Raw genomic sequence first — 25565 nt, 5'->3', positions numbered from 1 at the left:
TTCCCCGCTTACCTCCAGCAGTTGGACATGGAGTCCAACGGCAAGTCGGTGGACCGCGAGGGCCGGCCGGTGAGCTGGCAGACCGGCCCGGTCGTCTGGGGGACGCCCGGCACCAACGGGCAGCACGCCTACTACCAGCTGCTCCACCAGGGCACCAAGACGATCCCGGCCGATCTGATCGGCTTCGCCAACCCGGTGGCCGACCTGCCCCCGAAGCTCGCCGCCCACCACGACCTGCTGATGGCCAACCTCTTCGCCCAGGGCCAGGCGCTGGCGTTCGGCAAGACCTCGGAGGAGGTGGCCGCCGAGGGGGTGGCGCCGGAGCTGGTGCCGCACCGGACCTTCCCCGGCAACCGTCCCACCACCACCATCCTGGCCGCCGAGCTGAGCCCCTCGGTGCTCGGCCAGTTGATCGCGCTGTACGAGCACAAGGTGTTCGTCCAGGGCGCGATCTGGCACATCGACTCGTTCGACCAGTGGGGCGTGGAGCTGGGCAAGGTCCTGGCCAAGCGGGTGGAACCGGCGCTCACCGAGGGCGCCGCCGTGCCCGGCCTGGACGCCTCCACCGCCGCGCTCGTCGCCACCTACCGTTCGCTGCGCGGGCGCTGACCCGCCGTAGGGCGCTGACCCCCGTAGGGCGCTGAGACGCCGCGGGACGCCTCTCAACGCCGGACGGGCCGACCGGGGTTCTCCCAGTCGGCCCGTCCAGGTCGGTCTCATGGGTGCCGGTCAGGGTGACGCTGGCGGGTACAGCTCGCGCGGCAGGCCCGCCGCGGCGGCCCGGTCCAGCAGCCACAGCGTGCGCCGGCGGCCGTACGCGCCCGCCGCCGGGGCCTGGATCTCCCCGGCGCCCGAGAGCGCGATCGTCACCGCCTTGGCCTTGTCCTCGCCCGCCGCGAGCAGCCAGACTTCCTGCGCCGCGCGGATCGCGGGCAGGGTCAGGGAGACCCGGGTGGGCGGCGGCTTGGGCGCGCCGCGCACCGCCACCACCGTCCGCTCGGTCTCCCGCACCCCGGGCAGCTCCGGGAAGAGCGAGGCCACATGGGTGTCGGGGCCGACGCCCAGCAGCAGCACGTCGAAGGACGGCGCCTCACCGTGGTTCTCCGGCCGCGAGGCGCGGGCCAGCTCCTCGGCGTACGCCTCGGCGGCCGCCTCCACATCGCCGCCCCAGGGGCCGTCGGAGGCCGGCATCGGATGCACCCGGGCCGGGTCGAGACCGACCGCGTCCAGCAGCGCCTCCCGGGCCTGGGTGACATTGCGGTCCGCGTGCCCCTCCGGGAGGAACCGCTCGTCGCCCCACCACAGGTCGAGCCGCGACCAGTCCACGGCGTCCCGGGCCGGTGCCCCGGCGAGCGCGGCCAGCAGGCCGTTGCCGTTGCGACCGCCGGTCAGCACGACCGAGGCGGAGCCGCGGGCGGACTGGGCGTCCACGATCTTGGTGATCAGGCGGGCGGCGGCGGCCTGCGCCATCAGCTCCTTGTCGCGGTGGACGACCACCTGCGGAGCGGTCACGACGCCGCCTTGCCGGCGGTCCTGTCCCCCGCCTTGTCCGCTGCCTTGTCCCCCGTCTTCTCCGCTGCCTTGCGAGCCGCCTTGGCGCCGGTGTTGTCCCCGCTGTCGCTCTTCTCAGCGCTCTTGTCGGTGCTCTTGTCAGCGGTCTTCTCGGCGGTCTTGTCGGCGGGGGCCTTCGACGGGGCGGCCTTGCGGGCCCCGCCCGACCGGCTGTCCCCGCCGGACCCGGCCCGCGCCGTCGCGCGCTCCGCTCCGAGCACGCCCTTGCCGAGCCGGCTCACCCCGTACCGCACCGCCGAGGCGTAGGTCTCGTCCGGGTCGAGCCGGCGCAGCTCCTCCGCTATCAGCTCCGACTTCTCACGGCGCTGCAGCGCGACATGCCGGTCGGGCTGCCCCGGCATCGCCAGCTCGGCCAGCGACCCGTTGGCCCGGTCCAGGCAGATCTCGCCGTCGGCCGTCTCCAGCCGCACCGCGGTCAGCCCGGGGCCGTCCGAGACCTGCCGCTGGACCGGGACCCGCAGCCGCTCGGCGAGCCACAGCGCCAGCAGCTCGCTGCTCGGGTTGTACGCCTCACCCTCGACCACCGCGGAGGTGATCGCCGAGTGCTTCTGGTCCAGCGCCGCGGCCAGCACGCTGCGCCACGGGGTGATACGGGTCCAGGCCAGATCGGTGTCGCCCGGGGTGTACGTCCGGGCCCGCAGCCCGAGCGTGTCCACCGGGTCCTCGGTGGCCTGGGCGTCGGTGATCCGGCGGGTCGCCAGCTGGCCCAGCAGGTCCTCGCTGGGGTGCTCCGGCGCGTCCTCCGGCCACCACACCACCACCGGGGCGTCCGGCAGCAGCAGCGGCAGCACCACCGACTCGGCGTGGCCGGCGAGCTCGCCGTACAGCCGCAGCAGCACCGTCTCGCCGGTGCCGACGTCGCCGGCGATCCGCACCTCGGCGTCCAGCCGGGCGACCCTGCGGTCGCGCGGCGAGCGCCCCGGCCGCTTGATGACGACCAGGATGCGCGACGGGTGTTCCTTGGACGCCTCGCTCGCGGCCTTCAGCGCGTCGTAGTGATTGCCCTCGTCGGTGACGATGACAAGGGTGAGCACCATGCCCACGGCCGGTATCCCCGCCGCCCGCCGCGCCTGGACCAGAGCGGAGTTGATCTGGCTTGACGTGGTGTCGGTGAGATCGATGTTCATGGCCGGCGCCAGCTCCGTCCGTCTCGTGCGAGCATCTCGTCCGCCGCCTTCGGCCCCCAGGTGCCCGCCGTGTACTGCTCGGGCTTGCCGTGCTGCTCCCAGTACTCCTCGATCGGATCGAGGATCCGCCAGGACTCCTCCACCTCCTGGTGGCGCGGGAAGAGGTTGGCGTCGCCGAGCAGGACGTCGAGCAGCAGCCGCTCGTACGCCTCGGGGCTGGACTCGGTGAAGGACTCGCCGTAGGCGAAGTCCATCGTCACGTCCCGGATCTCCATGGAGGTGCCGGGCACCTTGGAGCCGAACCGGATGGTGACGCCCTCGTCCGGCTGCACCCGGATGACCAGGGCGTTCTCCCCGAGCTCCTGGGTGTCGGTGGCGTCGAAGGGGGAGTACGGGGCGCGTTGGAAGACCACCGCGATCTCCGTGACCCGCCGCCCGAGCCGCTTGCCCGTGCGCAGGTAGAAGGGGACGCCCGCCCAGCGGCGGTTGTCGATCTCCAGCTTGATCGCGGCGTAGGTGTCGGTCTTGGAGTTGGGGTCGATGCCCTCCTCCTCCAGATAGCCCGGCACCTCGCTGCCGCCCTGCCAGCCGTGGGCGTACTGGCCGCGCACGGTGTGCTTGCCCAGGTCCTTGGGCAGCTTGACGGCCTTGAGCGCCTTGAGCTTCTCGGTGACCAGGGCGTTCGCGTCGAAGGAGATGGGCTCCTCCATGGCGGTCAGCGCGAGGAGCTGGAGCAGGTGGTTCTGGATGACGTCGCGCGCCGCGCCGATGCCGTCGTAGTAGCCGGCCCGGCCGCCGATGCCGATGTCCTCCGCCATGGTGATCTGTACGTGGTCGACGTAACTGCGGTTCCACAGCGGCTCGAACATGGTGTTGGCGAAGCGCAGCGCCAGGATGTTCTGGACCGTCTCCTTGCCCAGGTAGTGATCGATCCGGAAGACGTCGCTCGGCCGGAAGACCTCGTGGACGACCTGGTTGAGCTCCTGGGCGCTGGCCAGGTCGTGGCCGAAGGGCTTCTCGATGACGGCGCGCCGCCAGGAGTCGCCGGACCCGGAGGACAGGCCGTGCTTCTTGAGCTGCTGGACGACGGTGGGGAAGAACTTCGGCGGGACCGACAGGTAGAAGGCGAAGTTGCCGCCCGTGCCGCGCGCCTTGTCGAGTTCCTCGATCGTCTCCCGCAGCTGGTCGAACGCCTCGTCGTCGGAGAACTCGCCGGGTACGAAGCGGAAGCCCTCGGCGAGCTGCTGCCAGACCTCCTCGCGGAAGGGGGTCCTGGCGTGTTCCTTGACCGCGTCGTGAACGACCTGGGCGAAGTCCTCGTCCTCCCAGTCGCGGCGGGCGAAGCCGACGAGCGAGAAGCCCGGCGGCAGCAGGCCGCGGTTGGCCAGGTCGTAGACGGCCGGCATCAGCTTCTTGCGGGACAAGTCGCCCGTGACGCCGAAGATGACCAGGCCGGACGGCCCCGCGATGCGCGGAAGCCGCCGGTCCCGGGGGTCACGCAGCGGATTGGCTCCGCTCGTGGAAAGTGACAAGGTCTCTCACGCCTCCGAAGGTGCGAGGCGGCCCAGCTCCGCCTCAGTGGACTTCAGCAGGTCGTTCCAGGACGCCTCGAACTTCTCGACGCCCTCGTCCTCGAGGAGCTGTACAACGTCATCGTACGAGATACCGAGGCGCTCCAGCGCGTCGAGATCGGCCCTGGCCTGCTCGTACGTGCCGTGGACCGCGTCGCCGGCGATCTGGCCGTGGTCGGCGACGGCCTCCAGGGTGGCCTCCGGCATGGTGTTCACCGTGCCCGGCGCGACCAGCTCGTCCACGTAGAGCGTGTCCTTGTAGTCCGGGTCCTTGACGCCGGTGGAGGCCCACAGCGGGCGCTGCTTGTTGGCGTTCGCCCGGTCCAGGGCGGCCCAGCGCTCCGACGGCGGGGTCGACTTGTCGTGGGAGCCGAACACCTCCTCGTACGCCTGGTACGCGAGGCGGGCGTTGGCCAGGGCGGCCCGGCCGCGCAGCGCCTTGGCCTCGTCGGTGCCGAGCTTGTCGAGGCGCTTGTCGATCTCGGTGTCCACGCGGGACACGAAGAAGGACGCGACCGAGTGGATCTTCTGGAGATCGAGACCCGCGGCCTTGGCCTTCTCCAGACCGGCCAGGTAGGCGTCCATCACCTCGCGGTAGCGCTCCAGCGAGAAGATCAGCGTGACGTTGACGCTGATGCCGAGGCCGATCGCCTCGGTGATCGCGGGCAGGCCGGCCCGGGTGGCCGGGATCTTGATGAAGGTGTTGGGCCGGTCCACCAGCCAGGCCAGCTGCTTGGCCTCGGCGACGGTGGCGTGGGTGTTGTGCGCCAGGCGCGGGTCCACCTCGATGGAGACCCGGCCGTCCTGGCCGCCGGTGGCGTCGTACACCGGCCGCAGGATGTCGGCGGCGTCCCGGACGTCCGCCGTGGTGATCATGCGAATGGCTTCCTCGACGGTGACCTTGCGGGCCGCGAGGTCGGCCAGCTGCTGGTCGTAGCCGTCGCCGCCGCTGATCGCCTTCTGGAAGATCGACGGGTTGGTGGTCACGCCCACCACGTGGCTCTGGTCGATCAGCTCGGCCAGGTTGCCGGACGTGATGCGCTTGCGCGAAAGATCGTCGAGCCAGACCGCGACGCCTTCGTCGGCCAGCCGCTTGAGTGCGTCTGTCATCGGGATTGCATCTCCTACTCGTCGCTACAAGGTCGTATACGGCGTCAGCGCTCGGCGGTCTCGAGCGACGCGCGGGCCGCGTCGAAGACGGCCTCCGCGGTCAGGCCGAACTCCCGGTAGAGCACCTTGTAGTCGGCGGAGGCGCCGAAGTGCTCCAGCGAGACGATGCGGCCGGCCTCGCCCACGAAGCGGTACCAGGTCAGGCCGATCCCCGCCTCGACGGCCACGCGGGCCTTCACCGACGGCGGCAGCACGCTGTCCCGGTACGCCTGGTCCTGCTCCTCGAACCACTCGACCGAGGGCATGGAGACCACGCGGGTCGGGATCCCCTCGGCCTCCAGCCGCTCGCGCGCCTCGACGGCGAGCTGCACCTCGGAGCCGGTGCCGATCAGGATCACCCGCGGGGTGCCGCCCTCGGCCTCGGCCAGGACGTAGCCGCCCTTGGCCGCGTTCTCGTTGGGCTCGTACGTCGGCACGTTCTGCCGGGTCAGCGCGATGCCGTGGGGAGCCGGCTTGGCGGTGTGGCGCCGGGTGATCTCCTGCCAGGCGATGGCGGTCTCGTTGGCGTCGGCCGGGCGGACCACGTTCAGGCCGGGGATGGCGCGCAGCGCGCTCAGGTGCTCGACCGGCTGGTGGGTCGGGCCGTCCTCGCCGAGGCCGATGGAGTCGTGCGTCCACACGTAGGTGACGGGGAGCTTCATCAGGGCGGCGAGGCGGACGGCGGGCCGCATGTAGTCGGAGAAGACCAGGAAGGTGCCGCCGTAGATACGGGTGTTGCCGTGGAGCGCGATGCCGTTCATGGTCGAGCCCATGGCGTGCTCGCGGATGCCGAAGTGGACCGTACGGCCGTACGGGTCGGCCTCCGGCAGCGGGTTGTCCTTCGGGAGGAAGGACGAGGACGCGTCGATGGTGGTGTTGTTCGAGCCGGCGAGGTCGGCGGAGCCGCCCCACAGCTCGGGCAGCACCCCGCCGAGCGCCTTGAGGACCTGGCCGGACGCCTTGCGGGTGGCCACGTCCTTGCCGGGCTCGAAGACCGGGATCGCCTTGTCCCAGCCCTCGGGCAGCTCACCGGCGATGATCCGGTCGAACTGGGCGGCGCGCTCGGGGTTGTTGTCCCGCCACTCCTGGAGCTTCTTGTCCCAGGCGGCGTGGGCCTCGCGGCCGCGGTCGGCCAGCGAGCGGGTGTGGGCCAGGACCGACTCCTCGACCTCGAAGTGCTTCTCCGGGTCGAAGCCGAGGACGCGCTTGGTGGCCGCGACCTCGTCGGCGCCGAGCGCCGAGCCGTGGGCGGCCTCGGTGTTCTGCGCGTTCGGGGCGGGCCAGGCGATGATGGTGCGGGCGGCGATGATCGAGGGGCGCTCGGTCTCCGCCTGCGCCGCCTTCAGCGCCGCGTACAGCGCGTGGACGTCGAAGTCGCCGTTGGCGCCCTGCTCGATGCGCTGGACGTGCCATCCGTACGCCTCGTAGCGCTTCAGCACGTCCTCGGAGAAGGCGGTCGCGGTGTCGCCCTCGATCGAGATGTGGTTGTCGTCGTACAGCGCGACCAGATTGCCGAGCTTCTGGTGGCCGGCGAGCGAGGAGGCCTCGGCGGAGATGCCCTCCTCCAGGTCGCCGTCCGAGACGATCGCCCAGATGGTGTGGTCGAAGGGGGAGGAGCCCTCGGGCGCCTCCGGGTCGAAGAGGCCGCGCTCGTAGCGGGCGGCCATCGCCATGCCCACCGCGTTGGCGATGCCCTGGCCCAGCGGACCGGTGGTGGTCTCGACGCCCGCCGTGTGGCCGTGCTCCGGGTGGCCCGGGGTCAGCGAGCCCCAGGTGCGGAACGACTTCAGATCCTCCAGCTCCAGACCGAAGCCGCCCAGGTACAGCTGCACGTACAGCGTCAGCGAGGTGTGACCGGGGGAGAGGACGAACCGGTCACGGCCCACCCATCCGGTGTCGGACGGGTCGTGCCGCATCAGCTTCTGGAAGAGCAGGTACGCGGCGGGGGCCAGGCTCATGGCGGTGCCGGGGTGGCCGTTGCCGACCTTCTGCACGGCATCCGCGGCCAGGACACGGGCCGTGTCCACGGCGCGCTGGTCCACATCGGTCCACTCGAGGTCTGTGGTAGTCGGCTTCGTGCTCACCCTGAGTCAGGGCTCCTCTCCACAATGTCGATATCCGGTGACGATGCGTACACCGGCTTTGTCGAGCCTACCCCTGGAAGAACGGTCATCTTTTCGGGCGAGTACCCGACATCAGGGGAACGAATGCCGGAGATGCGGCATTCCCTCGACCGCCGTGACCACCGTGAACACGAGCCGACCCCGGCGGCGGGCGGAGTATCGCGGGCGTCTAGAGTGGCGTGGTACGCGCAAGTCTTTACCGGCTCTTCATGTCCGGTGCTTGCTGGTTCTTGCTTCTACCAGGGGTGTGCGTGACGGCCGTCGATTCCCGTCCTGCGGGGGTGCTCGATACGAGCCAGAGCCACCGGCCGTTCGGTGCCCGCGTCAAGGCGTTCGTGGCACTGACCAAGCCGCGTGTCATCGAGCTGCTGCTCATGACCACGGTGCCGGTGATGTTCCTGGCCGCCGGGGGCGTACCGGATCTGTGGCTGGTGCTCGCCACCTGCGTCGGCGGCTATATGTCGGCCGGCGGCGCGGCCGCGTTCAACATGTATTACGACCGCGACATCGACGCGCTCATGGCCCGCACCTCGCAGCGGCCGCTGGTGACCGGCATGGTCTCGCCGGCCGAGTGCCTGGTCTTCGCCTCCGCCCTCACGGTGGGGTCCACGGCGTGGTTCTGGTTCCTGGTCAACCCGCTGTCCGCGATGTTGTCGCTCGGCGCGCTGGCTTTCTATGTCGTCGTCTACACGATGTGGCTCAAACGGCGTACCGCGCAGAACATCGTCTGGGGCGGCATCGCCGGTTGCATGCCGGTCTTCATCGGCTGGTCCGCGGTCACCGATTCGGTCTCCTGGGCCGCGGCGATCCTCTTCCTCGTCATCTTCTTCTGGACGCCGCCGCACTACTGGCCGCTGTCGATGAAGGTCAAGGACGACTACGAGCGCGTGGGCGTGCCGATGATGCCCGTGGTCGCGGGCAACAAGGCGGTCGCCCGGCAGATCGTCCTCTACAGCTGGGTGATGGTGATCGTCTCGCTGCTGCTGTGGCCGCTGGGCTACACCGGCTGGTTCTACCCCGTGGTGGCCGCGGCGCTGGGCGCGTTCTGGCTCAAGGAGGCGCACGCGCTGCAGGCGCGCGCCAAGGCCGGGGTCACCGGGCCTGGCCTCAAGGAGATGCGGCTGTTCCACTGGTCCATCACCTATGTGTCGCTGCTGTTCGTCGCCGTCGCCGTGGATCCCTTCCTGCGATGATTACCGGCCGGTAGCATCGGCCTCATGGCAGACACCACGCAGACGGACCCGGAGGACCGGGCAGGCGAGACCGCGTCGGGCGAGACCGCGTCGGGCGGGACCGCGTCGGGCACGGACAAGAAGGCCGACAAGGCGGCCAAGCGGCTCGCCCGCCAGATGACGGCCTTCGCCCAGCGCCACGGCGGCAGCGCCGAGGGCCAGCTGGCCCACATCGGCCGCGGCACCGTCCGCGTCGCCCTCGTCGGGGCCGGCGGCGACTGGGGCACCCTGGTCGCTCCCTCGTACGACACGGCGCGCCGCGCCGCGGAGGCCGCGGGGATCACCCTGCGCGAGGACTTCGACGGCGAGCTGGCCGCGAAGGTCCGCACCGGGCCGTACGAGTGGACCCGCATGGCCGGCATCCAGCTCGGCGGCCCCCGCAACGCGTAACCCGCACCACGGCCGAGGTCCCGCGCGCCGGGTCCCGCCCCGCTCCGCCCCTGGCCGCCGCCGGGGGCGGTCTTGCCGACGGCGGCCGGTGCGGGCCAGGCTCGGGGGCGGGCCCGGCGACACCTCATACCGTTTCGCCCGTTAAGCCCTTCGATGCCCGACGGCGAGGAGGCGGCGGTGAAGGACGAGGCGACGGGCACGTCGGCCGACCTGGTCCCCTCGGGCGTACCGGAGGAAACCGAAGGCGCGCTCGCCGCCGGGCGGGGGCGGCTCGCGCGGGAGGCCTGGGCGAACGCGCTGCCGCCCCTCGTGGACCAGCACAGCCACGGCACGCTCCACGGCGAGCTGGGCCTCGGCACGTTCGAGGCGCACCTCGCCGCCGCCGTCGGGTCCGGCACCCCCGCACCCCCGGGCACCACCTTCTTCGACAGCTGGACCGGCCTGGCGGTGCGCCGCTGGTGCCCCCCGCTGCTCGGCCTGGAGGCCCACTGCGCCCCCGTCCGCTATCTGGCCCGGCGGCGTGAGCTGGGCGCCTACCGCGCCTCGCGGCTGCTGCTGCGGGGCGCGGGCATCGGCACCTTCCTTCTGGAGTCGGGGCCGCCGGGAGAGCTGACCTCCGCCGCCGAGTTCGCCACGGCCGCGGACGGCCCGGTCCACGAGGTGGTCCGCCTGGAGCCGCTGGCCCGGGAGGCCGCGGAATCCTCCGGCTCGGTCGACTCGTTCATCCGCGACACCGCCGAGGCCCTGTACGCCGCGGCCGGGCACGCCACCGCCTTCGCCGTGGGCGTCACCTTCTGCGACGAGACCCCGCCGGACCCCCGGGAGGTGCGGCGGGCGGCCGACCGCTGGCTCGGCGGGTGCGTACGGGAACGGGCCCGGCTCGCCGAGCCCGCGCTGCTCCAGCACCTGCTGTGGTGCGCCGTCGCGACCGGCCTGCCCGTGCAGCTCCACTGTGGCGACCCGCAGGCGCTCGCGGGCTTTCTGCGCGCCACCGCGGGCGGCGGGACCGATCTGGTGCTGCTGCCCGCCCGGCCCCACCACCGCCGTGCCGCCCAGCTGGCCGCGGCCTTCGCGCACGTCTACGCGGACGCGGGGCCCCGGCCGGGGGAGACCCTCGCCGAGGCGCCGTTCGGCAAGCTGCTGTTCTCGACCGGGGCGCGGGCGCTGCCCGAGCTGTATGTGACCGGCGCCCGGCTGTTCGCGCGGGCGATGGCGCGGCTGGCGGCCGAGTGGGTCGCCGACGGCGTGTGCACCCGGCCCGAGGCGCGGCGCATCGCCGCGCTCGTCGCGGCCGGGACCGCGCGCCGGATCTACCGGCTGGACCCGGCGGGCTCGGCGACGGGCTGAGCCGGGGCGGGGGCGGGGACCGGCGCGGGCAGCTCGGCCCGCTCGCGCTGCGCGAAGAACACCCGCAGGACCGCGATCCACACCAGGCAGGACCCGAACATGTGGATGCCGACGACCACCTCGGGCAGGTGTGTGAAGTACTGGACGTATCCGATCGCACCCTGGAGGAGCAGCACGGCCAGCAGGTCGAGCACCGCACGGCGCTGGGCCGCCGGGGCATTCACGGCGCGCAGCGTGAACCACAGGGCGACGGTGAGGCCCAGCACGATGTAGACGAAGTCCACGTGAAGCTGGGTGATCTCCTGCCAGTCCAGCGGGATCCGGTGCACCTCACGGGCGTCACCGGCGTGCGGACCGGCTCCCGTGACCACGGTGCCGATCAGGATCAGCGCCAGGGTCGCGCCGACCAGCAGCCAGGTCATCTGGCGCACCGGGCGGGCCACCAGGTCGCGCGGCGCGCCGTCGCCCTCGCGGGAGCGCTGCCAGACGGCCATCGCGACCGTGAGGAGCGCGGTGGACAGCAGGAAGTGGGAGCTGACGATGTACGGGTTGAGGCCGGTGAGCACGATGATGCCGCCGATGACGGCATTGCCCATGATGAGCCAGAACTGGACCCAGCCCAACCGGGTGAGGGAGCGACGCACCGGAGTGCGGGCCCGGGCCGCGATGATCAGCAGGCCCACGAACACGCACAGCACGTACGTCAGCATGCGGTTACCGAACTCGATGGCGCCGTGCATGCCCATGTCGGCGGTGGGCGTCAGGCTCCCGGAGGTGCACCTGGGCCAGGTGTCACAACCCAGCCCGGACTCGGTCAGCCGCACCGCGCCGCCGGTGACGACGATGACCACGGCCATCACCACGGTGGCCAGCGCGGCCCGCTCCACAAAGCGCGCGGAGGGCTGCCAGCGTCGGGCGATCAGCTCGAACGGATTCAGCGAATTCGGCACGCGTCCCATCGTAGGCGGGTGCTTGTGCAGCTTTTCACGAGGGGGGTGTGGGGGGAGTCGCTCCCCCGGAATGTGGCAGCACGAGGGGGTGTGGGGGGCGTTGCCGAGCGACTCCCCCCACACCTCGCGAAGAAGGCGCGGACTAGTTCGTTCCGGCGGTGAGCTCGCTGAACAGCTTGTTCGCCGAGGCCGAGGCGAACTGGCGCTGGAGCTCGGCGCGGGCGATCTGCCTCTTGAACTCGCCCTCGAAGCCGGTGAATCCGGCGTTGTGCATGGTGTCCGTGATCCACGTGGCGAACGCCTGGTAGTTCCAGATGTGCGGCAGGCAGGTCTCCGAGTAGCCGGCGAGGAGGCTGGAGTCGCCTTCCTCGGCGTGGCGGATCACGGCGCGGGCGAAGACCTCCGCGTCGTGCAGGGCGAGGTGGATGCCCTTGGCGCTCATCGGCGGGACGATGTGGGCGGCGTCGCCGAGGAGGTACAGCCTGCCGTAGCTCATCGGGTCGAACACCACGCCGCGCAGCGGCACGATCTGCTTGGAAAGGATCTCGCCGCGCGAGGGAGGGGTTCCGAAGCGGGCTTCCAGCTCGCTCCAGACGCGCTCGTCGGGCCACTGTTCGGGGGTGTCGTCGACCGCGCACTGGAGGTAGATGCGGCTGGCCCCGGGGCCGCGGGGGATCATGCCGGCCAGGCCCAGTTCGTGGATCGCCATGCCGGACGGGCTGGTCGGGGCGGCGGCCAGGGCGCTGAGCCAGGAGTAGCCGTACTCGTGGGAGTACTCGGTCAGTGCCGTGGTGGGGATGCTACGGCGGGACACGCCGTGGAAGCCGTCGCAGCCGGCGATGTGGTCGCAGCCGATGGCCCGGGCCGATCCTTCGGCGTCCTGGTAGCGCACGACAGGGTGGCTTCCCGTGAGGTTCTCCAGGGTGACGTCGGCGGCTTCGTAGCGCAGGTCGCCGCCTTCGCGCAGGAAGACCTCGGTGAGGTTGCGTACAAGGACCTGCTGGGGGCAGTACAAGCTCTCGTCGGCGTCCTCGTCCATGTCGATCGGCATCGCGTGGCCGTCGATGTAGAAGCCGCCCTCGCTGTGCGAAATCGGGTCGCCCGCCAGGACCTCCTCCAGGCCCCACTCGCGGAACATGCGCACTCCGAACGTGTCGACGGTCCCGGCGCGCTGGCGCTGCTCGACGTAGGCGCGGGGATGCTTCTCCAGCACGTCGCAGTCGATGCCGTGGCGCAGCAGGAAATTGCCGACGGTCAGGCCGGCGACGCCGGCTCCGATGATGACGACTGCCGTGTCCTCGTGGGTCGTGGGCATGGGTGTGCGAGCCTCCGTAGCTCAGGGCGGTGGACCGGTTCGCCGCAGGGCCACCACCGGCGGCGTGGCCCGGGTGGTGCGGCGTCGTCACCACCCTCCGACGACCCCTGCCGTGCACACCACCGGTGAATGGACAGCGAATACCGGAAACCCGCCAACCTGGGGACGAGGCTGTCGCGGGGCGCCTGGGCCGCGCGGGCGCCGGCGGTCAGGAGAGGTGGTGGCGTAGTCCGGCCTGGTAGCGGCCGGGCGTCTGACCGACGACTTCGGTGAAGGCGTCGATGAAGCTGGAGGGGTTGGACCAGCCGCACGCCACCGAGGTCTCCGTCACCGACATCCCGTCGGTGAGGAAGGCCAGCGCGTGGTGGATGCGCAGGATGGTGCGCCAGCGGTGGAAGCTCATGCCCAGCTCGGTGTGGAACAGGCGGCTCAGCGTGCGTTCCCCGGCCCCCACCCTGCGGCCCAGTTCGGCAAGCGTCGTGAGCTGGGCCGGGTCCTCGTGCAGGAGCGCGGTGGCGGCGCGGAGCCGGTCGTCGTTGGCTTCCGGCAGGTGGAGGGAGTGCTCGGCGGCGTCGACGAGCTCGTCCACGACGACGGTGAGCAGCCGCCGGTGCGCACCGGGGCGCCGCTCGGGGCGGTCGGTGAGCGCGAGGAGCGCTTCGCGCAGCAGCGGGCTGACCGCGAAGACGCTGGGGTGGTCCACGAGGTGTGCGCACAGTTCGAGCGGGACGTGGACGAGGCGTGCGTCGGTCCGGCCGTAGAAGCGGTGGGAGTGCGCGAAGTGCGGGGGCGTCCAGGTGACGCGGTTGGCCGGAGCGACCCACGTTCCGCGTTCCGTGGCGGTGGCGAGCGCACCGGAGGCGGCATAGACGAGTTGCCCCTCGGCATGCGTGTGGGGAGCGAGCCGGTAGCCGTGGGGCAGCCACGCGGCGCCTTGGAGCGGTCTCGCATCCGGGGCGGACGGCGTCGGGTCCGCGGGGCGCTGGACGGTCATGAGGCCACGTGGAAGCCGCTACTCCCAGCGGAAGAAGCGCGCCGCCGCCCCGAGCCCGAGCACCGCCCACACCGCCAGGATCCCCAGGTCGCCCCACGGCACCCCGGCCCCGTCCCGCAGCACGTCCCGCAGGCCGTCCGAGAGGGCGGAGACGGGCAGCAGCTCCAGCACGCCGCGCGCCGCGTCCGGGAACTTGTCCAGGGAGACGATCACCCCGCCGCCGACGAGCAGCAGCAGGAAGACGAGGTTGGCGGCGGCGAGGGTCGCCTCGGCCTTGAGGGTGCCCGCCATCAGCAGGCCGAGGCCGGAGAACGCGGCCGTGCCGAGGAGCAGCAGCAGGGCCACGGTGAGCGGGTTGCCGTGCGGGGACCAGCCCAGGGCGAGCGCGATCACCGTCAGCAGGGCGACCTGCAGCACCTCGGTGACCAGCACCGAGCAGGTCTTGGCGGTCATCAGGGCCCAGCGGGGCAGCGGGGAGGCGCCGAGCCGCTTGAGGACGCCGTACCGCCGCTCGAAGCCGGTGGCGATGGCCTGGCCGGTGAAGGCCGTGGACAGCACGGCGAGGGCCAGGACGCCGGGGGTGAGGAAGTCCACGGCCTTGCCGCCGGAGCCGGTGTCGACGATGTCGACGGTGCTGAAGAGCACCAGCAGCAGGGACGGAATGATCACGGTCAGCAGCAGCTGCTCGCCGTTGCGCAGCAGCATCCGGGTCTCCAGGACCGCCTGGGAGCGGATCATGCGGGGCAGCGGGGCGGCTCCCGGCTGGGGGGTGAAGGTTCCCGTGGCGGTCACGCGCGCAGCTCCTTGCCAGTCAGCTCGAGGAAGACGTCCTCCAGGGTGTGCCGCTCGACCGAGATCCGGTCCGGCATGACGCCGTTCTGGGCGCACCACGAGGTGACGGTGGCCAGCAGCTGCGGATCGATCTTGCCGGTGACGCGGTACGAGCCGGACGTCAGCTCGTCGGCCGTGGAGTCGGCGGGCAGCGCCTTGAGCAGCGAGGCGAGGTCGAGCCCGGGGCGTCCGGTGAAGCGCAGGGTGTTCTCCGCCCCGCCGCGGCACAGCTGCTCGGGGCTGCCCTGGGCGATCACCTTGCCGCCGTCCACGATCGCGACGTCGTCGGCGAGCTGCTCGGCCTCGTCCATGTAGTGGGTGGTCAGTACGACGGTGACGCCGTCCCGGCGCAGGTCGCGCACGAGTTCCCAGGTGGCGCGCCGGGCCTGGGGGTCGAGTCCGGCGGTGGGCTCGTCGAGGAAGACCAGTTCGGGGCGGCCGACGACGGCCATGGCGAGCGCCAGGCGCTGCTGCTGGCCGCCGGAGAGCCGCCGGTAGGGCGTGCGGCCGCAGGAGCCGAGGCCGAGCCGCTCGATGAGGTGGTCGACGTTCACGGGGTGGGCGTGCAGGCCCGCGGTGTGGCGCAGCATCTCTTCTGCGCGCGCTCCGGAATAAACCCCTCCGGACTGCAGCATCACGCCGATCCGGGGGCGCAGCGCCGCCGCCTCGGTGACGGGGTCGAGGCCGAGGACGCGGACCGTGCCGGCGTCGGGCCGCCGGTATCCCTCGCAGACCTCGACGGTGGTGGTCTTGCCTGCCCCGTTGGGGCCGAGCACGGCGGTCACGGCGGCGCGCGCGACGGACAGGTCGAGCCCGTCCACGGCGGTCTTCGAGCCGTACCGCTTGACGAGGCCGACGATGTCGACCGCGGGCTCTTCTCGCATGTCCGGCAGTCTACGAAGCGCTCGGCGGCTGCCGGCGGGCAGGGCGGTGCCCGGACGTCTGCCTGGACGTCTCCAGGGACATCTTCCCGGCGTCTCCCGGGCCGTCTCCCGCACGTTTCCGCAGGTGGCCCCGGGGCTCCCGGGCAGGTGCTCGCACAGGTGCTCGGGCAGGCGCCCGGGCAGGTGTTCGCGCAGGCAGGCTTAGGTGTGCCTTAGTGACGCACTCCACCGGGGTCCGGGCGGGGCCTCGCTTGTGCCTCCCCGGAGAATTACGCAACAATGGCGTTGTGAAATACGCGAGCGAAGCTCCGGCGGGACGCGCGGTCGAGCAGACCGCGCGATCTGCCGTGCCGGTGCCCGCGCCCGACGAGCAGCACGGCACCCGTAACCGGGTGGCCCGCTCCATCCTCGACCACGGCCCGTCCACCGCGGCCGAGCTGGCCCTGCGGCTCGAGCTGACCCAGGCGGCCGTGCGCCGCCACCTCGACACCCTCGTCGCCGACGGCGTCGTCGAGCCCCGCGAGAAGAGGGTGTACGGGGCGCGGGGCCGCGGCCGCCCGGCCAAGGTCTTCGCGCTCACCGACTGCGGGCGGGACGCCTTCGACCAGGCGTACGACAAGCTGGCCGTGGACGCCCTGCGCTGGATCGAGCAGAGCGCCGGCGGCGGCGAGCCGGGCCGGGCGGCGGTCGCCGCCTTCGCGCGCGCCAGGCTGGCCGCCCAGGCCGCGGCGTACCGCGAGGCCGTCGAGGCCGCGGAGCCGCAGTCCCGGGCCCAAGCCCTCGCCCGCGCACTGTCCGCGGACGGGTACGCTGCTACGGCGCGAAGCGCACCGGTCGGCGAACAGCTCTGCCAGCACCACTGCCCGGTCGCCCACGCGGCCGAGCGGTTTCCGCAGCTGTGCGAGGCGGAGACCGAGGTCTTCTCCCAGCTGCTCGGGACTCATGTGCAGCGTCTGGCCACCATCGCCCATGGCGACGGGGTGTGCACGACCTTCATCCCCGGGACCGGCAGGGCCGAGAAGACGCCCCCCAGCAAGACTTCCAGCACAACGTCCAGCACGACCAAGACCACCACAGCATCTGCCAGCACGGCCGGGAGGAACCCCGAATGACTCTCCCCACGGAGACCGCTCACCCCGAGCTCGAGGGGCTGGGCAACTACGAGTACGGCTGGGCCGACTCCGATGTGGCCGGTGCCTCCGCCAAGCGCGGCCTCTCGGAGGACGTCGTCCGCGACATCTCGGCGAAGAAGTCCGAGCCGGAGTGGATGCTGAAGCTCCGCCTGAAGGGCCTCAAGCTCTTCGAGAAGAAGCCCATGCCGACCTGGGGCTCGGACCTGTCCGGCATCGACTTCGACAACATCAAGTACTTCGTGCGCTCGACGGAGCAGCAGGCCGCCTCCTGGGAAGAGCTGCCCGAGGACATCAAGAACACGTACGACAAGCTGGGCATCCCGGAGGCCGAGAAGCAGCGCCTCGTCGCGGGTGTCGCCGCGCAGTACGAGTCCGAGGTCGTCTACCACAAGATTCGTGAGGACCTCGAGGAGCAGGGTGTCATCTTCCTGGACACCGACACCGGCCTCAAGGAGCACCCGGAGCTCTTCAAGGAGTACTTCGGCTCGGTGATCCCGGCCGGCGACAACAAGTTCGCCTCGCTGAACACGGCGGTGTGGTCCGGCGGCTCCTTCATCTACGTGCCGAAGGGCGTGCACGTGGAGATCCCGCTCCAGGCCTACTTCCGGATCAACACGGAGAACATGGGCCAGTTCGAGCGGACGCTGATCATCGTCGACGAGGACGCGTACGTCCACTACGTCGAGGGCTGCACCGCGCCGATCTACAAGTCGGACTCGCTGCACTCCGCGGTCGTCGAGATCATCGTCAAGAAGGGCGCCCGCTGCCGCTACACGACCATCCAGAACTGGTCGAACAACGTGTACAACCTGGTCACCAAGCGCGCCGTGGCCTACGAGGGCGCGACCATGGAGTGGGTCGACGGCAACATCGGCTCCAAGGTGACCATGAAGTACCCGGCCGTCTACCTGATGGGCGAGCACGCCAAGGGCGAGACCCTGTCGATCGCCTTCGCGGGCGAGGGCCAGCACCAGGACGCCGGCGCCAAGATGGTCCACATGGCGCCCCGCACCTCGTCCAACATCGTCTCCAAGTCGGTGGCGCGCGGCGGCGGCCGCACCTCCTACCGGGGTCTGATCGAGATCGGCGAGGGCGCGGAGGGCTCCAAGTCCAATGTGCTGTGCGACGCGCTGCTGGTCGACACCATCTCCCGCTCGGACACCTACCCGTATGTGGACGTCCGCGAGGACGATGTGTCCATGGGCCACGAGGCGACCGTCTCCAAGGTCAGCGACGACCAGCTCTTCTACCTGATGAGCCGCGGCCTGTCCGAGGACGAGGCCATGGCGATGATCGTGCGCGGCTTCGTCGAGCCGATCGCGCGCGAGCTTCCCATGGAGTACGCGCTGGAGCTCAACCGGCTGATCGAGCTGCAGATGGAAGGCGCGGTCGGCTGACGCCGGCGCCTCCCCCGATACCCGCGGCGGCCGTCCCCAGGGAGGGCCGAGGTACGTCACGAGAAAGCGAGCTGTACAGCTGCCATGGCTGAAACCATTCCGGCCGGATCCACCACGGACGGTGCCATCCAGGTGGGCCAGCCCACCGACGCGAGGGTCGGCGCCATCGCGTCGTACGACGTGGCCGACTTCCCGGTGCCACACGGCCGTGAGGAGGAGTGGCGGTTCACCCCGCTGGAGCGCCTGCGCGGTCTGCACGACGGCACCGCCAAGGCCACCGGCGGGCTGCGGGTCGACGTGAGCGCCCCCGAGGGCGTCACCGTCGAGACCGTGGACCGCACGGACCCGCGTGTGGGCAAGGCGGGCAAGCCGGTCGACCGGGTCGCGGCTCAGGCGTACAGCTCCTTCGAGAAGGCCTCGGTGGTCTCCGTCGCCAAGGAGACCGTGCTCACCGAGCCCGTGCGGATCTCCGTGCACGGCGAGGGCGGCACCGCCTTCGGCCACCAGGTCGTGGAGGTCGGCGCCTTCGCCGAGGCCGTCGTGGTCATCGACCACACCGGCGACGCGACGCTCGCGGCCAACGTGGAGTTCCTGGTCGGCGACGGCGCCAAGCTCACCGTCGTCTCCATCCAGGACTGGGACGACACCGCCGTCCACGCCGGGCAGCACACCGCGCTCGTCGGCCGCGACGCCACGTTCAAGTCCGTGGTCGTCACCTTCGGCGGCACCCTGGTGCGCCTCCACCCGCGGGTCATCTACGGCGCCCCGGGCGGTGAGGCCGAGCTCTACGGCCTGTACTTCACCGACAACGGCCAGCACCAGGAGCACCGGCTCTTCATCGACCACGACACCCCGCACTGCCGCAGCAACGTGGCCTACAAGGGCGCGCTGCAGGGCAAGGACGCCCACGCGGTCTGGATCGGCGACGTGCTGATCCGCGCCGCCGCGGAGGGCACCGACACCTACGAGCTCAACCGCAACCTCGTCCTGACCGACGGCGCGCGCGTCGACTCCGTGCCGAACCTGGAGATCGAGACCGGCGAGATCGTGGGCGCCGGACACGCCAGCGCGACCGGCCGCTTCGAGGACGAGCAGCTGTTCTACCTGATGGCGCGCGGCATCCCCGCCGACGAGGCCCGCCGCCTGGTCGTCCGCGGCTTCTTCGCCGAGCTGGTCCAGCAGATCGGCCTCCCGGAGCTGGAGGAGCGCCTGATCGCCAAGATCGAGGCCGAGCTGGAGGCGTCCGTCGCATGAGCCAGACCTTCGTACGCGCCTGCGCGCTGAGCGAGCTGGAGGAGGACACCCCCAAGCGGGTGGAGCTCGACGGCGTGCCGGTCGCGCTGGTGCGCACCGAGGGCGAGGTCTTCGCGGTCAACGACATCTGCTCGCATGCGAACGTCTCGCTGTCCGAGGGCGAGGTGGAGGACTGCCAGATCGAGTGCTGGCTGCACGGCTCCAGCTTCGACCTGCGCACCGGCAAGCCGTCCGGCCTCCCCGCGACGCGCCCCGTCCCCGTATACCCCGTAAAGATCGAAGGGGACGACGTGCTCGTCTCCGTCACCCAGGAGTCCTGAGGCACCCATGGCAACGCTTGAGATCCACGACCTGCACGTCTCCGTCGAGGCCGAAGGCGGCCCCCGCGAGATCCTGCGCGGGGTCGACCTGACCGTGAAGCAGGGCGAGACCCACGCCATCATGGGCCCCAACGGCTCCGGCAAGTCCACGCTGGCGTACTCGCTCGCGGGCCACCCCAAGTACCAGGTCACCGGCGGCACGGTGACCCTGGACGGCGAGGACGTGCTGGCCATGTCCGTCGACGAGCGGGCCCGCGCGGGCGTCTTCCTCGCCATGCAGTACCCGGTGGAGGTCCCCGGCGTCTCCGTCTCCAACTTCCTGCGCACCTCGGCCACCGCCATCCGCGGCGAGGCGCCGAAGCTGCGCACCTGGGTGAAGGAGGTCAAGGAGGCCATGGAGCGCCTTTCGATCGACCCCTCCTTCGCCGAGCGCAACGTCAACGAGGGCTTCTCCGGCGGTGAGAAGAAGCGCCACGAGATCCTCCAGCTCGAGCTGCTGAAGCCCCGTATCGCGATCCTCGACGAGACGGACTCCGGTCTGGACGTCGACGCGCTGCGCGTGGTCTCCGAGGGCGTCAACCGCGTCCGGGAGAGCGGCGAGGTCGGCACCCTGCTGATCACCCACTACACGCGCATCCTGCGGTACATCAAGCCCGACCACGTCCATGTGTTCGCGGCCGGCCGGATCGCCGAGTCGGGCGGCCCGGAGCTCGCGGACAAGCTGGAGGAAGAGGGCTACGAGGCCTATGTGAAGGGCGGCTCCACGAGTGAGTGACGACGACCGCGGCCGCTTCGGCGGCGAGGGATTCGGAGGCGCAGGGACATGACACAGCTGCCGGGCCTCCTCGACACCGAGGCGATCCGCAAGGACTTCCCGATCCTGGACCGGCAGGTCCACGACGGCAAGAAGCTCGTCTACCTGGACAACGCGGCGACCTCGCAGACGCCGCGCCAGGTGCTCGACGTGCTCAGCGAGTACTACGAGCTGCACAACGCGAATGTGCACCGCGGGGTGCATGTGCTCGCCGAGGAGGCCACGGCGCTGTACGAGGGCGCCCGGGACAAGGTGGCCGCCTTCATCAACGCGCCGAGCCGGGACGAGGTGATCTTCACCAAGAACGCCTCGGAGTCCCTCAACCTCGTCGCCAACATGCTGGGCTGGGCCGATGAGCCCTACCGCGTGGACAGCGAGACCGAGATCGTCATCACGGAGATGGAGCACCACTCCAACATCGTCCCCTGGCAGCTGCTCTCGCAGCGCACGGGCGCGAAGCTGAAGTGGTTCGGCCTCACCGACGACGGCCGTCTGGACCTGTCGAACATCGAGCAGGTCATCACCGAGAAGACCAAGGTCGTCTCGTTCGTGCTGGTCTCCAACATCCTGGGCACGGTCAACCCGGTCGAGGCGATCATCCGCCGCGCCCAGCAGGTAGGCGCCCTCGTCGTCGTCGACGCCTCGCAGGCCGCCCCGCACATGACGCTGGACGTGCAGGCGCTTCAGGCCGACTTCGTGGCCTTCACCGGCCACAAGATGTGCGGCCCGACGGGCATCGGGGTGCTGTGGGGCCGCCAGGAGCTGCTGGAGGACCTGCCGCCCTTCCTCGGCGGCGGCGAGATGATCGAGACCGTCTCGATGCACTCCTCCACCTACGCCCCCGCGCCGCACAAGTTCGAGGCCGGTACGCCCCCGATCGCCCAGGCCGTCGGCCTCGGCGCGGCCGTGGACTATCTGACCTCGATCGGCATGGACAACATCGCCCGCCATGAGCACGTGGTCACCGAGTACGCGGTGCGCAGGCTCCTGGAGGTCCCCGGCCTGCGGATCATCGGCCCGACCACGGCCGAGGACCGCGGCGCCGCGATCTCCTTCACCCTCGGCGACATCCACCCCCACGACGTGGGCCAGGTGCTCGACGAGGAGGGCATCGCGGTCCGGGTCGGCCACCACTGCGCCCGGCCCGTCTGCCTGCGGTACGGAATTCCCGCCACCACGCGAGCGTCGTTCTATCTGTACTCCACCCCGGCCGAGGTCGACGCGCTGGTCGAGGGCCTGGAGCACGTACGGAACTTCTTCGGGTAGGGGCGTGCCGCGTGAAGCTTGATTCGATGTACCAGGACGTGATCCTGGATCACTACAAGCACCCGCACGGGCGGGGCCTGAGAGACGGGGACGTGGAGGTGCATCACGTCAATCCGACCTGCGGGGACGAGATCACTCTCCGGGTGCGGCTCGACGGGCAGAGGATCGAGGACGTCAGTTACGAGGGCCAGGGCTGTTCCATCAGCCAGGCCAGCGCGTCCGTGCTCAACGAGCTGCTGGTCGGCAAGGAGATCGCCGAGGCGCGCAAGATCCAGGAAACGTTTCTGGAGCTGATGCAGTCCAAGGGCAGGACCGAGCCGGACGACGCGATGGAGGAGGTGCTGGAGGACGCGGTCGCGTTCGCCGGCGTCTCCAAGTATCCGGCCCGGGTGAAGTGTGCCCTGCTGAGCTGGATGGCGTGGAAGGACGCGACCGCCCAGGCGCTGGGCGAGGGCGCCGAAGGGAAGATCGCATGAGTGACAACGTGGAAACGGCGACCAAGCCGGCCAGTGAGGAAGAGGTCCGCGAGGCGCTGTACGACGTCGTCGACCCGGAGCTGGGCATCGACGTGGTCAACCTGGGCCTCGTCTACGGCATCCACATCGACGACGCCAATATCGCCACCCTCGACATGACGCTGACGTCCGCGGCCTGCCCGCTGACCGATGTCATCGAGGACCAGGCGAAGTCGGCCACCGAGGGCATCGTCAACGAGCTGCGGATCAACTGGGTCTGGATGCCGCCATGGGGTCCGGACAAGATCACCGACGAGGGCCGCGAGCAGCTCCGCGCGCTCGGCTTCAACGTCTGACGACACCCCGGCCCGAGCCCCGAACGGCCCCCGCGCACCGCTTGAGTTCCAGCGGTGCGCGGGGGCCGTTCGCGTGCTCGCGGGATCCCGGGCGAGCGAGTTGTGTACGCTCGTACGCATCGTTGTGTACGCTCGTACGCATGGGATATCTGACGCTCGCCGGGGCCATCACCGCCGAGATCCTCGCCACCACCTCGATGAAGTACAGCGAGGGCTTCAGCAGACTCTGGCCCTCGCTGGCCACCGTGGCCGGCTATCTGGTCGCCTTCGCCCTGCTCGCGCAGACACTCAGGACGATGTCGGTGGGCACCGCCTACGCCATATGGTCCGGGGCCGGGACCGCCGTCGTCGCCGCGATCGGGATGCTCTTCCTCGGCGAGGCCGCCACCGCCGCCAAGGTGCTCGGGGTGCTGCTGGTGATCGCCGGAGTGGTCGTGCTCAACCTCGGCGGGGCCCACTGATGGCCCGCCGCTACGACCCCGGGCGGCGGCAGCGCATCATCGACGCCGCGGCCGCCGTGGTCCGCGCACGCGGCATCGCCGGGCTCAGCCACCGGGCCGTGGCCGCCGAGGCCGATGTGCCGCTCGGCTCCACGACCTACCACTTCGCGACCCTCGACGACCTGCTGGTCGCCGTGCTCCGGCAGATCAACGCGGAGTGGCTGGCGGACGTCGAGCGCTGGGCGGAAGGCGTCGATCCGGAGACGGAGCCGGCCGACGAGCTGGCCCGCTGGCTGGGGGAGCTGCTCACCGGGGAGCGGGCGCGGCTGGAGCTGGAGTACGAGCTGTACTTCGCCGCGCTGCGCCACGAGGCGGCGCGGCCGCTCGCCGCCGAGTGCCTGGACGAGATGGGCCGGATACTGACCCGGATCGTCCCGGACGCCGCCACGGCGCGCGCGGTGGTGGCCCTGATCGACGGGCTGACCCTCCAGGCGCTGCTGACCGACCGCCCGTACGACCCGGAGGGCGCGCGGACGGCGCTGGCCCGGATCATCGGCGGAAGCGGTCACTCCGGGGCGTGAACCTCACCGCCGCCGGGCCGTCCCGTCGCCGCCCGGTCGCCGTCCGGCCCGGACGCCGTCGGCCAGCCGCAGCCGAAGGCGGCCTCGATGAAGCACTGCTGGTACGCCGCCCGCGCGCCCTGGTGCAGGGCGCGCGCCAGGACCTCGGGGGGCAGGGAGACGCCCCGGGACCAGCCGTGGTGAAGCAGCGACACGACGAACCCGGCGAGGAAGGCGTCCCCGCAGCCCATCGTGTCGGACAGGGAAGCGGGGTCCGCGGCACGGGCCGGCGCGGCGGCCGTGGTCCGGCCGTCGTACGCGATCGCCCCGTTGAGCCCCCGGGTGGCGAGCGCCATTCCGGCCCCCCGCCGCACCGCCTCGGCGAGCAGCGCGCGGGTGGCGGCCTCGTCCAGGTGCGAGCAGGACAGCAGCGCCAGGTCCACATGGGGGCAGACGCGGTCGAGGTAGGCGGGGGTACGGAACTCGTCCTCGTCCGAGAAGTCGAAGCTGACCAGGGGACCGGCCGCGGCGAGCGGGGCGAGGTCGGCCTCGGTGTGGGAGTAGACGCTGGAGTGCACCAGGGAGAACGACGCGGCGTAGGCGAGCAGCTCGGGGGTGAGGGCGAGGGGTTCGCGGACCGCCTCGCCGCCGGGGTCGTAGCCGAGGAACACCCGGTCGCCGTCCCGCACATGCAGGGTGGAGACCGAGGTCTCGCCGTGGCGCACGACGCTGCGGTCCGTGGCGACACCCTGCGCGGCCAGGGCCGTGCGCAGGGAGGCGCCGAGGTCGTCGTCGCCGAACACCCCCAGGTAGGCGGCGTCCAGACCGAGTCGGCGGGCGTAGACGGCGACGTTGACACAGTTGCCGCCGGGGTAGTCGGTGCCGCGGTCCACGAAGCGGTCGATGGTGTTGTCGCCGAAGCCGAGGACGTTCATCAGGGTCTCCCGAGGTGCGGGCCCGGTGCGCGAGGACACGGCGCCCGCCATGGGCGCGCCGGTGCCGGGGCACCGGCGCGCTGGGCGGATGGACGAGGGGGAACCGGTCAGCGGGCTCAGTAGTCCATGACGCGGTAGTAGCGGCGCAGGTCGAGCGAGTGGTCGCGCACCCGCTCGAGGTGCTTGCTGACCCGGTCCATCACGGTGTCCATGACCAGGGGGGCGAGCAGACCGCGGAACTCCGGGCTGATGCCCTCCAGGGGGTAGTCGCGGGTGTCGAAGACGGTGACGTCCTTCGAGATGCGCTTGGCGAAGGCCTCGGCCCGGTCGGTCAGCGCCCGGGTCTCGTCCTCACCCTGGAAGACGACCACGCTGGTGTTCTCCTCCAGGAGTTCCAGCGAGCCGTGGAAGAACTCCGCGCTGTGCACCCGGGTGGTGCGCAGCCACTGCATCTCCTCGAGGATGCACATGGAGTACAGGTAGGTGAACCCCCACAGGTTTCCGCCGCCGATGAGGAAGTGGTAATCGGTGTCCTTGTGGGCCTCGGCGAAGTCCGCCGCCACCGGCTCGGCCCGCCGGGCGACGTCCACCAGGATCCGGGGCAGGCCGCCCAACTCGTCGGCGAGGCGCTCGTAGCCCTCGAACTCGCCTCGGCGGGCGAGCAGTCGGCCCATGAACAGCAGCATCTGGACGTCGAACGGCCAGGCCTTGGGCTCGGAGATCAGCGCGGTGTCGACGCTCTGGGCGATGGGGGAGTCCGGGTAGCCGGTGAAGCCGATCGTGTGGGCGCCGTGGGACTTGCAGTAGTCGATGGCGCGGAGGCTGTCGTCGGTGGTGCCGGAGACGGAGGTGAAGACGGCGACGGTGCGCTCGCCGAGGCGGGCGTCGCCGGAGACGACGAGTTCGGCGGCGATGGCGGCCCGGACCGGCAGCGTCGAGGTACGCCGGGCGAGGTGCTCATAGGGCCACATCTGCGCGTACGTGCCGCCGGCGCCCACGAGGAGGACGTTGTCGTAACCCTCGTCGAGCAGGCGGTCGACGACCTTCTCGATCTCGGGGCGCAGCGCCACAAGGCTTTCCGTCTGGGCGACGAACTCGGCTTCGTTGAACTTGAGCACGGTGATGACTTCCTCAAGGGTTGTTGCGAACC

Annotated in this window: 26 protein-coding genes; 14 read left to right on the top strand and 12 right to left on the bottom strand. The window is 71.2% G+C overall.

Annotated elements, in window-relative coordinates; genetic code table 11:
• A partial coding sequence (locus BBH68_RS01790) for a glucose-6-phosphate isomerase (protein ID WP_483855349.1) occupies positions 1 to 609 on the top strand: 609 nt, incomplete at its 5' end.
• Between the two features lie 120 nt (positions 610 to 729).
• On the opposite strand, the gene pgl is transcribed toward BBH68_RS01790, so the two are convergent.
• The 5 genes from pgl to tkt are packed head-to-tail and all read right to left on the bottom strand — an operon-like array spanning position 730 to position 7503.
• Entirely contained in the window at positions 730 to 1512 is a 783-nt protein-coding gene (pgl, locus tag BBH68_RS01785; RefSeq protein ID WP_076971062.1) for a 6-phosphogluconolactonase, read from the bottom strand.
• Entirely contained in the window at positions 1509 to 2699 is a 1191-nt protein-coding gene (gene opcA / locus BBH68_RS01780; protein ID WP_065958416.1) for a glucose-6-phosphate dehydrogenase assembly protein OpcA, read from the bottom strand. Before opcA ends, pgl begins: the two co-directional genes overlap by 4 nt.
• Positions 2696 to 4231, bottom strand: a complete 1536-nt coding sequence (zwf, locus tag BBH68_RS01775) for a glucose-6-phosphate dehydrogenase (protein WP_065958415.1) — start codon at positions 4229 to 4231, stop codon at positions 2696 to 2698. The genes opcA and zwf overlap by 4 nt, the downstream gene beginning before the upstream one ends.
• A 6-nt stretch (positions 4232 to 4237) precedes the next feature.
• Entirely contained in the window at positions 4238 to 5380 is a 1143-nt protein-coding gene (gene tal / locus BBH68_RS01770) for a transaldolase (RefSeq protein ID WP_065958414.1), read from the bottom strand.
• A 44-nt stretch (positions 5381 to 5424) separates the two neighbouring features.
• On the bottom strand, positions 5425 to 7503 hold the full coding sequence (gene tkt, locus BBH68_RS01765) for a transketolase (protein WP_065958413.1): 2079 nt from the start codon (positions 7501 to 7503) through the stop codon (positions 5425 to 5427).
• 290 nt (positions 7504 to 7793) lie between these two features.
• Between tkt and BBH68_RS01760 the strand changes: the two genes are divergently transcribed.
• From BBH68_RS01760 to BBH68_RS01750, 3 genes are all read left to right on the top strand, one after another.
• On the top strand, positions 7794 to 8735 hold the full coding sequence (locus tag BBH68_RS01760) for a heme o synthase (protein WP_065958412.1): 942 nt from the start codon (positions 7794 to 7796) through the stop codon (positions 8733 to 8735).
• 24 nt (positions 8736 to 8759) lie between these two features.
• Positions 8760 to 9164: a hypothetical protein gene (locus BBH68_RS01755; protein WP_065958411.1), complete on the top strand. Its 405-nt coding sequence runs from the start codon at positions 8760 to 8762 to the stop codon at positions 9162 to 9164.
• Between the two features lie 153 nt (positions 9165 to 9317).
• The gene (locus BBH68_RS01750; RefSeq protein ID WP_079150734.1) at positions 9318 to 10511 is read left to right on the top strand and encodes an amidohydrolase; all 1194 of its coding nucleotides are present in this window, start codon (positions 9318 to 9320) and stop codon (positions 10509 to 10511) included.
• On the opposite strand, the gene BBH68_RS01745 is transcribed toward BBH68_RS01750, so the two are convergent.
• The 5 genes from BBH68_RS01745 to BBH68_RS01725 all read right to left on the bottom strand — a co-directional run bounded on the left by BBH68_RS01745 (position 10475) and on the right by BBH68_RS01725 (position 15485).
• The gene (locus BBH68_RS01745; protein WP_065958410.1) at positions 10475 to 11461 is read right to left on the bottom strand and encodes a COX15/CtaA family protein; all 987 of its coding nucleotides are present in this window, start codon (positions 11459 to 11461) and stop codon (positions 10475 to 10477) included. The two genes, BBH68_RS01750 and BBH68_RS01745, sit on opposite strands and share 37 nt — an antisense overlap.
• Positions 11462 to 11603: 142 nt before the next feature.
• Positions 11604 to 12776 (bottom strand): 4-hydroxybenzoate 3-monooxygenase, encoded by a 1173-nt coding sequence (locus BBH68_RS01740; protein ID WP_065958409.1) that lies wholly within the window; start codon positions 12774 to 12776, stop codon positions 11604 to 11606.
• A 208-nt stretch (positions 12777 to 12984) separates the two neighbouring features.
• Entirely contained in the window at positions 12985 to 13770 is a 786-nt protein-coding gene (locus tag BBH68_RS01735; protein WP_065958408.1) for an AraC family transcriptional regulator, read from the bottom strand.
• 18 nt (positions 13771 to 13788) lie between these two features.
• Positions 13789 to 14562: an ABC transporter permease gene (locus BBH68_RS01730; RefSeq protein ID WP_065958407.1), complete on the bottom strand. Its 774-nt coding sequence runs from the start codon at positions 14560 to 14562 to the stop codon at positions 13789 to 13791.
• Positions 14559 to 15485 (bottom strand): ABC transporter ATP-binding protein, encoded by a 927-nt coding sequence (locus BBH68_RS01725; RefSeq protein ID WP_065958406.1) that lies wholly within the window; start codon positions 15483 to 15485, stop codon positions 14559 to 14561. The genes BBH68_RS01730 and BBH68_RS01725 overlap by 4 nt, the downstream gene beginning before the upstream one ends.
• 287 nt (positions 15486 to 15772) lie before the next feature.
• On the opposite strand from BBH68_RS01725, the gene BBH68_RS01720 reads away from it, so the two are divergent.
• The 10 genes from BBH68_RS01720 (at position 15773) to BBH68_RS01675 (ending at position 23501) form a co-directional block, all read left to right on the top strand.
• Positions 15773 to 16597 carry a helix-turn-helix transcriptional regulator gene (locus BBH68_RS01720; protein ID WP_079150733.1) on the top strand — a complete coding sequence of 275 codons (825 nt, stop codon included), beginning with the start codon at positions 15773 to 15775 and terminating at the stop codon, positions 16595 to 16597.
• Complete coding sequence (gene sufB / locus BBH68_RS01715; RefSeq protein ID WP_065958404.1) at positions 16594 to 18015, top strand: Fe-S cluster assembly protein SufB; 1422 nt, start codon at positions 16594 to 16596, stop codon at positions 18013 to 18015. Before BBH68_RS01720 ends, sufB begins: the two co-directional genes overlap by 4 nt.
• A gap of 84 nt (positions 18016 to 18099) precedes the next feature.
• Positions 18100 to 19269, top strand: a complete 1170-nt coding sequence (gene sufD, locus BBH68_RS01710) for a Fe-S cluster assembly protein SufD (protein ID WP_065958403.1) — start codon at positions 18100 to 18102, stop codon at positions 19267 to 19269.
• Positions 19266 to 19589: a bifunctional 3-phenylpropionate/cinnamic acid dioxygenase ferredoxin subunit gene (locus BBH68_RS01705; protein ID WP_065958402.1), complete on the top strand. Its 324-nt coding sequence runs from the start codon at positions 19266 to 19268 to the stop codon at positions 19587 to 19589. The genes sufD and BBH68_RS01705 overlap by 4 nt, the downstream gene beginning before the upstream one ends.
• Before the next feature lie 7 nt (positions 19590 to 19596).
• Positions 19597 to 20364, top strand: a complete 768-nt coding sequence (gene sufC / locus BBH68_RS01700) for a Fe-S cluster assembly ATPase SufC (protein ID WP_065958401.1) — start codon at positions 19597 to 19599, stop codon at positions 20362 to 20364.
• Between the two features lie 48 nt (positions 20365 to 20412).
• The gene (locus BBH68_RS01695) at positions 20413 to 21669 is read left to right on the top strand and encodes a cysteine desulfurase (RefSeq protein ID WP_065958400.1); all 1257 of its coding nucleotides are present in this window, start codon (positions 20413 to 20415) and stop codon (positions 21667 to 21669) included.
• Positions 21670 to 21680: 11 nt separating this feature from the next.
• Positions 21681 to 22145 carry a Fe-S cluster assembly sulfur transfer protein SufU gene (gene sufU, locus BBH68_RS01690; protein WP_065958399.1) on the top strand — a complete coding sequence of 155 codons (465 nt, stop codon included), beginning with the start codon at positions 21681 to 21683 and terminating at the stop codon, positions 22143 to 22145.
• Complete coding sequence (locus BBH68_RS01685) at positions 22142 to 22480, top strand: metal-sulfur cluster assembly factor (protein WP_065958398.1); 339 nt, start codon at positions 22142 to 22144, stop codon at positions 22478 to 22480. Before sufU ends, BBH68_RS01685 begins: the two co-directional genes overlap by 4 nt.
• 140 nt (positions 22481 to 22620) lie before the next feature.
• Positions 22621 to 22941 (top strand): DMT family transporter, encoded by a 321-nt coding sequence (locus BBH68_RS01680; protein ID WP_065958397.1) that lies wholly within the window; start codon positions 22621 to 22623, stop codon positions 22939 to 22941.
• The gene (locus BBH68_RS01675) at positions 22941 to 23501 is read left to right on the top strand and encodes a TetR/AcrR family transcriptional regulator (protein WP_065958396.1); all 561 of its coding nucleotides are present in this window, start codon (positions 22941 to 22943) and stop codon (positions 23499 to 23501) included. Before BBH68_RS01680 ends, BBH68_RS01675 begins: the two co-directional genes overlap by 1 nt.
• Here the strand turns inward: BBH68_RS01675 and BBH68_RS01670 are convergent.
• Entirely contained in the window at positions 23486 to 24415 is a 930-nt protein-coding gene (locus tag BBH68_RS01670) for a PfkB family carbohydrate kinase (RefSeq protein WP_065958395.1), read from the bottom strand. The two genes, BBH68_RS01675 and BBH68_RS01670, sit on opposite strands and share 16 nt — an antisense overlap.
• 116 nt (positions 24416 to 24531) lie before the next feature.
• Positions 24532 to 25533, bottom strand: coding sequence for an SIS domain-containing protein (locus BBH68_RS01665; RefSeq protein WP_065958394.1), 1002 nt, complete (start codon positions 25531 to 25533; stop codon positions 24532 to 24534).
• Positions 25534 to 25565: the final 32 nt, after the last annotated feature.

Source organism: Streptomyces sparsogenes, assembly GCF_001704635.1.
Classification (GTDB): domain Bacteria; phylum Actinomycetota; class Actinomycetes; order Streptomycetales; family Streptomycetaceae; genus Streptomyces; species Streptomyces sparsogenes.
The sequence above is the reverse complement of the archived record's forward strand: the minus strand, read 5'-3'. Positions and strand labels throughout refer to the sequence as shown.

What these genes read in the sequence shown, in the direction of transcription:
- opcA (WP_065958416.1), bottom strand. Translation starts at nt 2,699, where the DNA reads ATGAACATCGATCTCACCGACACCACGTCAAGCCAGATCAACTCCGCT.
- tal (WP_065958414.1), bottom strand. Translation starts at nt 5,380, where the DNA reads ATGACAGACGCACTCAAGCGGCTGGCCGACGAAGGCGTCGCGGTCTGG.
- BBH68_RS01755 (WP_065958411.1), top strand. Translation starts at nt 8,760, where the DNA reads ATGGCAGACACCACGCAGACGGACCCGGAGGACCGGGCAGGCGAGACC.
- BBH68_RS01750 (WP_079150734.1), top strand. Translation starts at nt 9,318, where the DNA reads ATGCCCGACGGCGAGGAGGCGGCGGTGAAGGACGAGGCGACGGGCACG.
- BBH68_RS01740 (WP_065958409.1), bottom strand. Translation starts at nt 12,776, where the DNA reads ATGCCCACGACCCACGAGGACACGGCAGTCGTCATCATCGGAGCCGGC.
- BBH68_RS01735 (WP_065958408.1), bottom strand. Translation starts at nt 13,770, where the DNA reads ATGACCGTCCAGCGCCCCGCGGACCCGACGCCGTCCGCCCCGGATGCG.
- BBH68_RS01725 (WP_065958406.1), bottom strand. Translation starts at nt 15,485, where the DNA reads ATGCGAGAAGAGCCCGCGGTCGACATCGTCGGCCTCGTCAAGCGGTAC.
- sufB (WP_065958404.1), top strand. Translation starts at nt 16,594, where the DNA reads ATGACTCTCCCCACGGAGACCGCTCACCCCGAGCTCGAGGGGCTGGGC.
- sufD (WP_065958403.1), top strand. Translation starts at nt 18,100, where the DNA reads ATGGCTGAAACCATTCCGGCCGGATCCACCACGGACGGTGCCATCCAG.
- BBH68_RS01705 (WP_065958402.1), top strand. Translation starts at nt 19,266, where the DNA reads ATGAGCCAGACCTTCGTACGCGCCTGCGCGCTGAGCGAGCTGGAGGAG.
- sufC (WP_065958401.1), top strand. Translation starts at nt 19,597, where the DNA reads ATGGCAACGCTTGAGATCCACGACCTGCACGTCTCCGTCGAGGCCGAA.
- BBH68_RS01695 (WP_065958400.1), top strand. Translation starts at nt 20,413, where the DNA reads ATGACACAGCTGCCGGGCCTCCTCGACACCGAGGCGATCCGCAAGGAC.
- BBH68_RS01685 (WP_065958398.1), top strand. Translation starts at nt 22,142, where the DNA reads ATGAGTGACAACGTGGAAACGGCGACCAAGCCGGCCAGTGAGGAAGAG.
- BBH68_RS01680 (WP_065958397.1), top strand. Translation starts at nt 22,621, where the DNA reads ATGGGATATCTGACGCTCGCCGGGGCCATCACCGCCGAGATCCTCGCC.
- BBH68_RS01675 (WP_065958396.1), top strand. Translation starts at nt 22,941, where the DNA reads ATGGCCCGCCGCTACGACCCCGGGCGGCGGCAGCGCATCATCGACGCC.
- BBH68_RS01670 (WP_065958395.1), bottom strand. Translation starts at nt 24,415, where the DNA reads ATGAACGTCCTCGGCTTCGGCGACAACACCATCGACCGCTTCGTGGAC.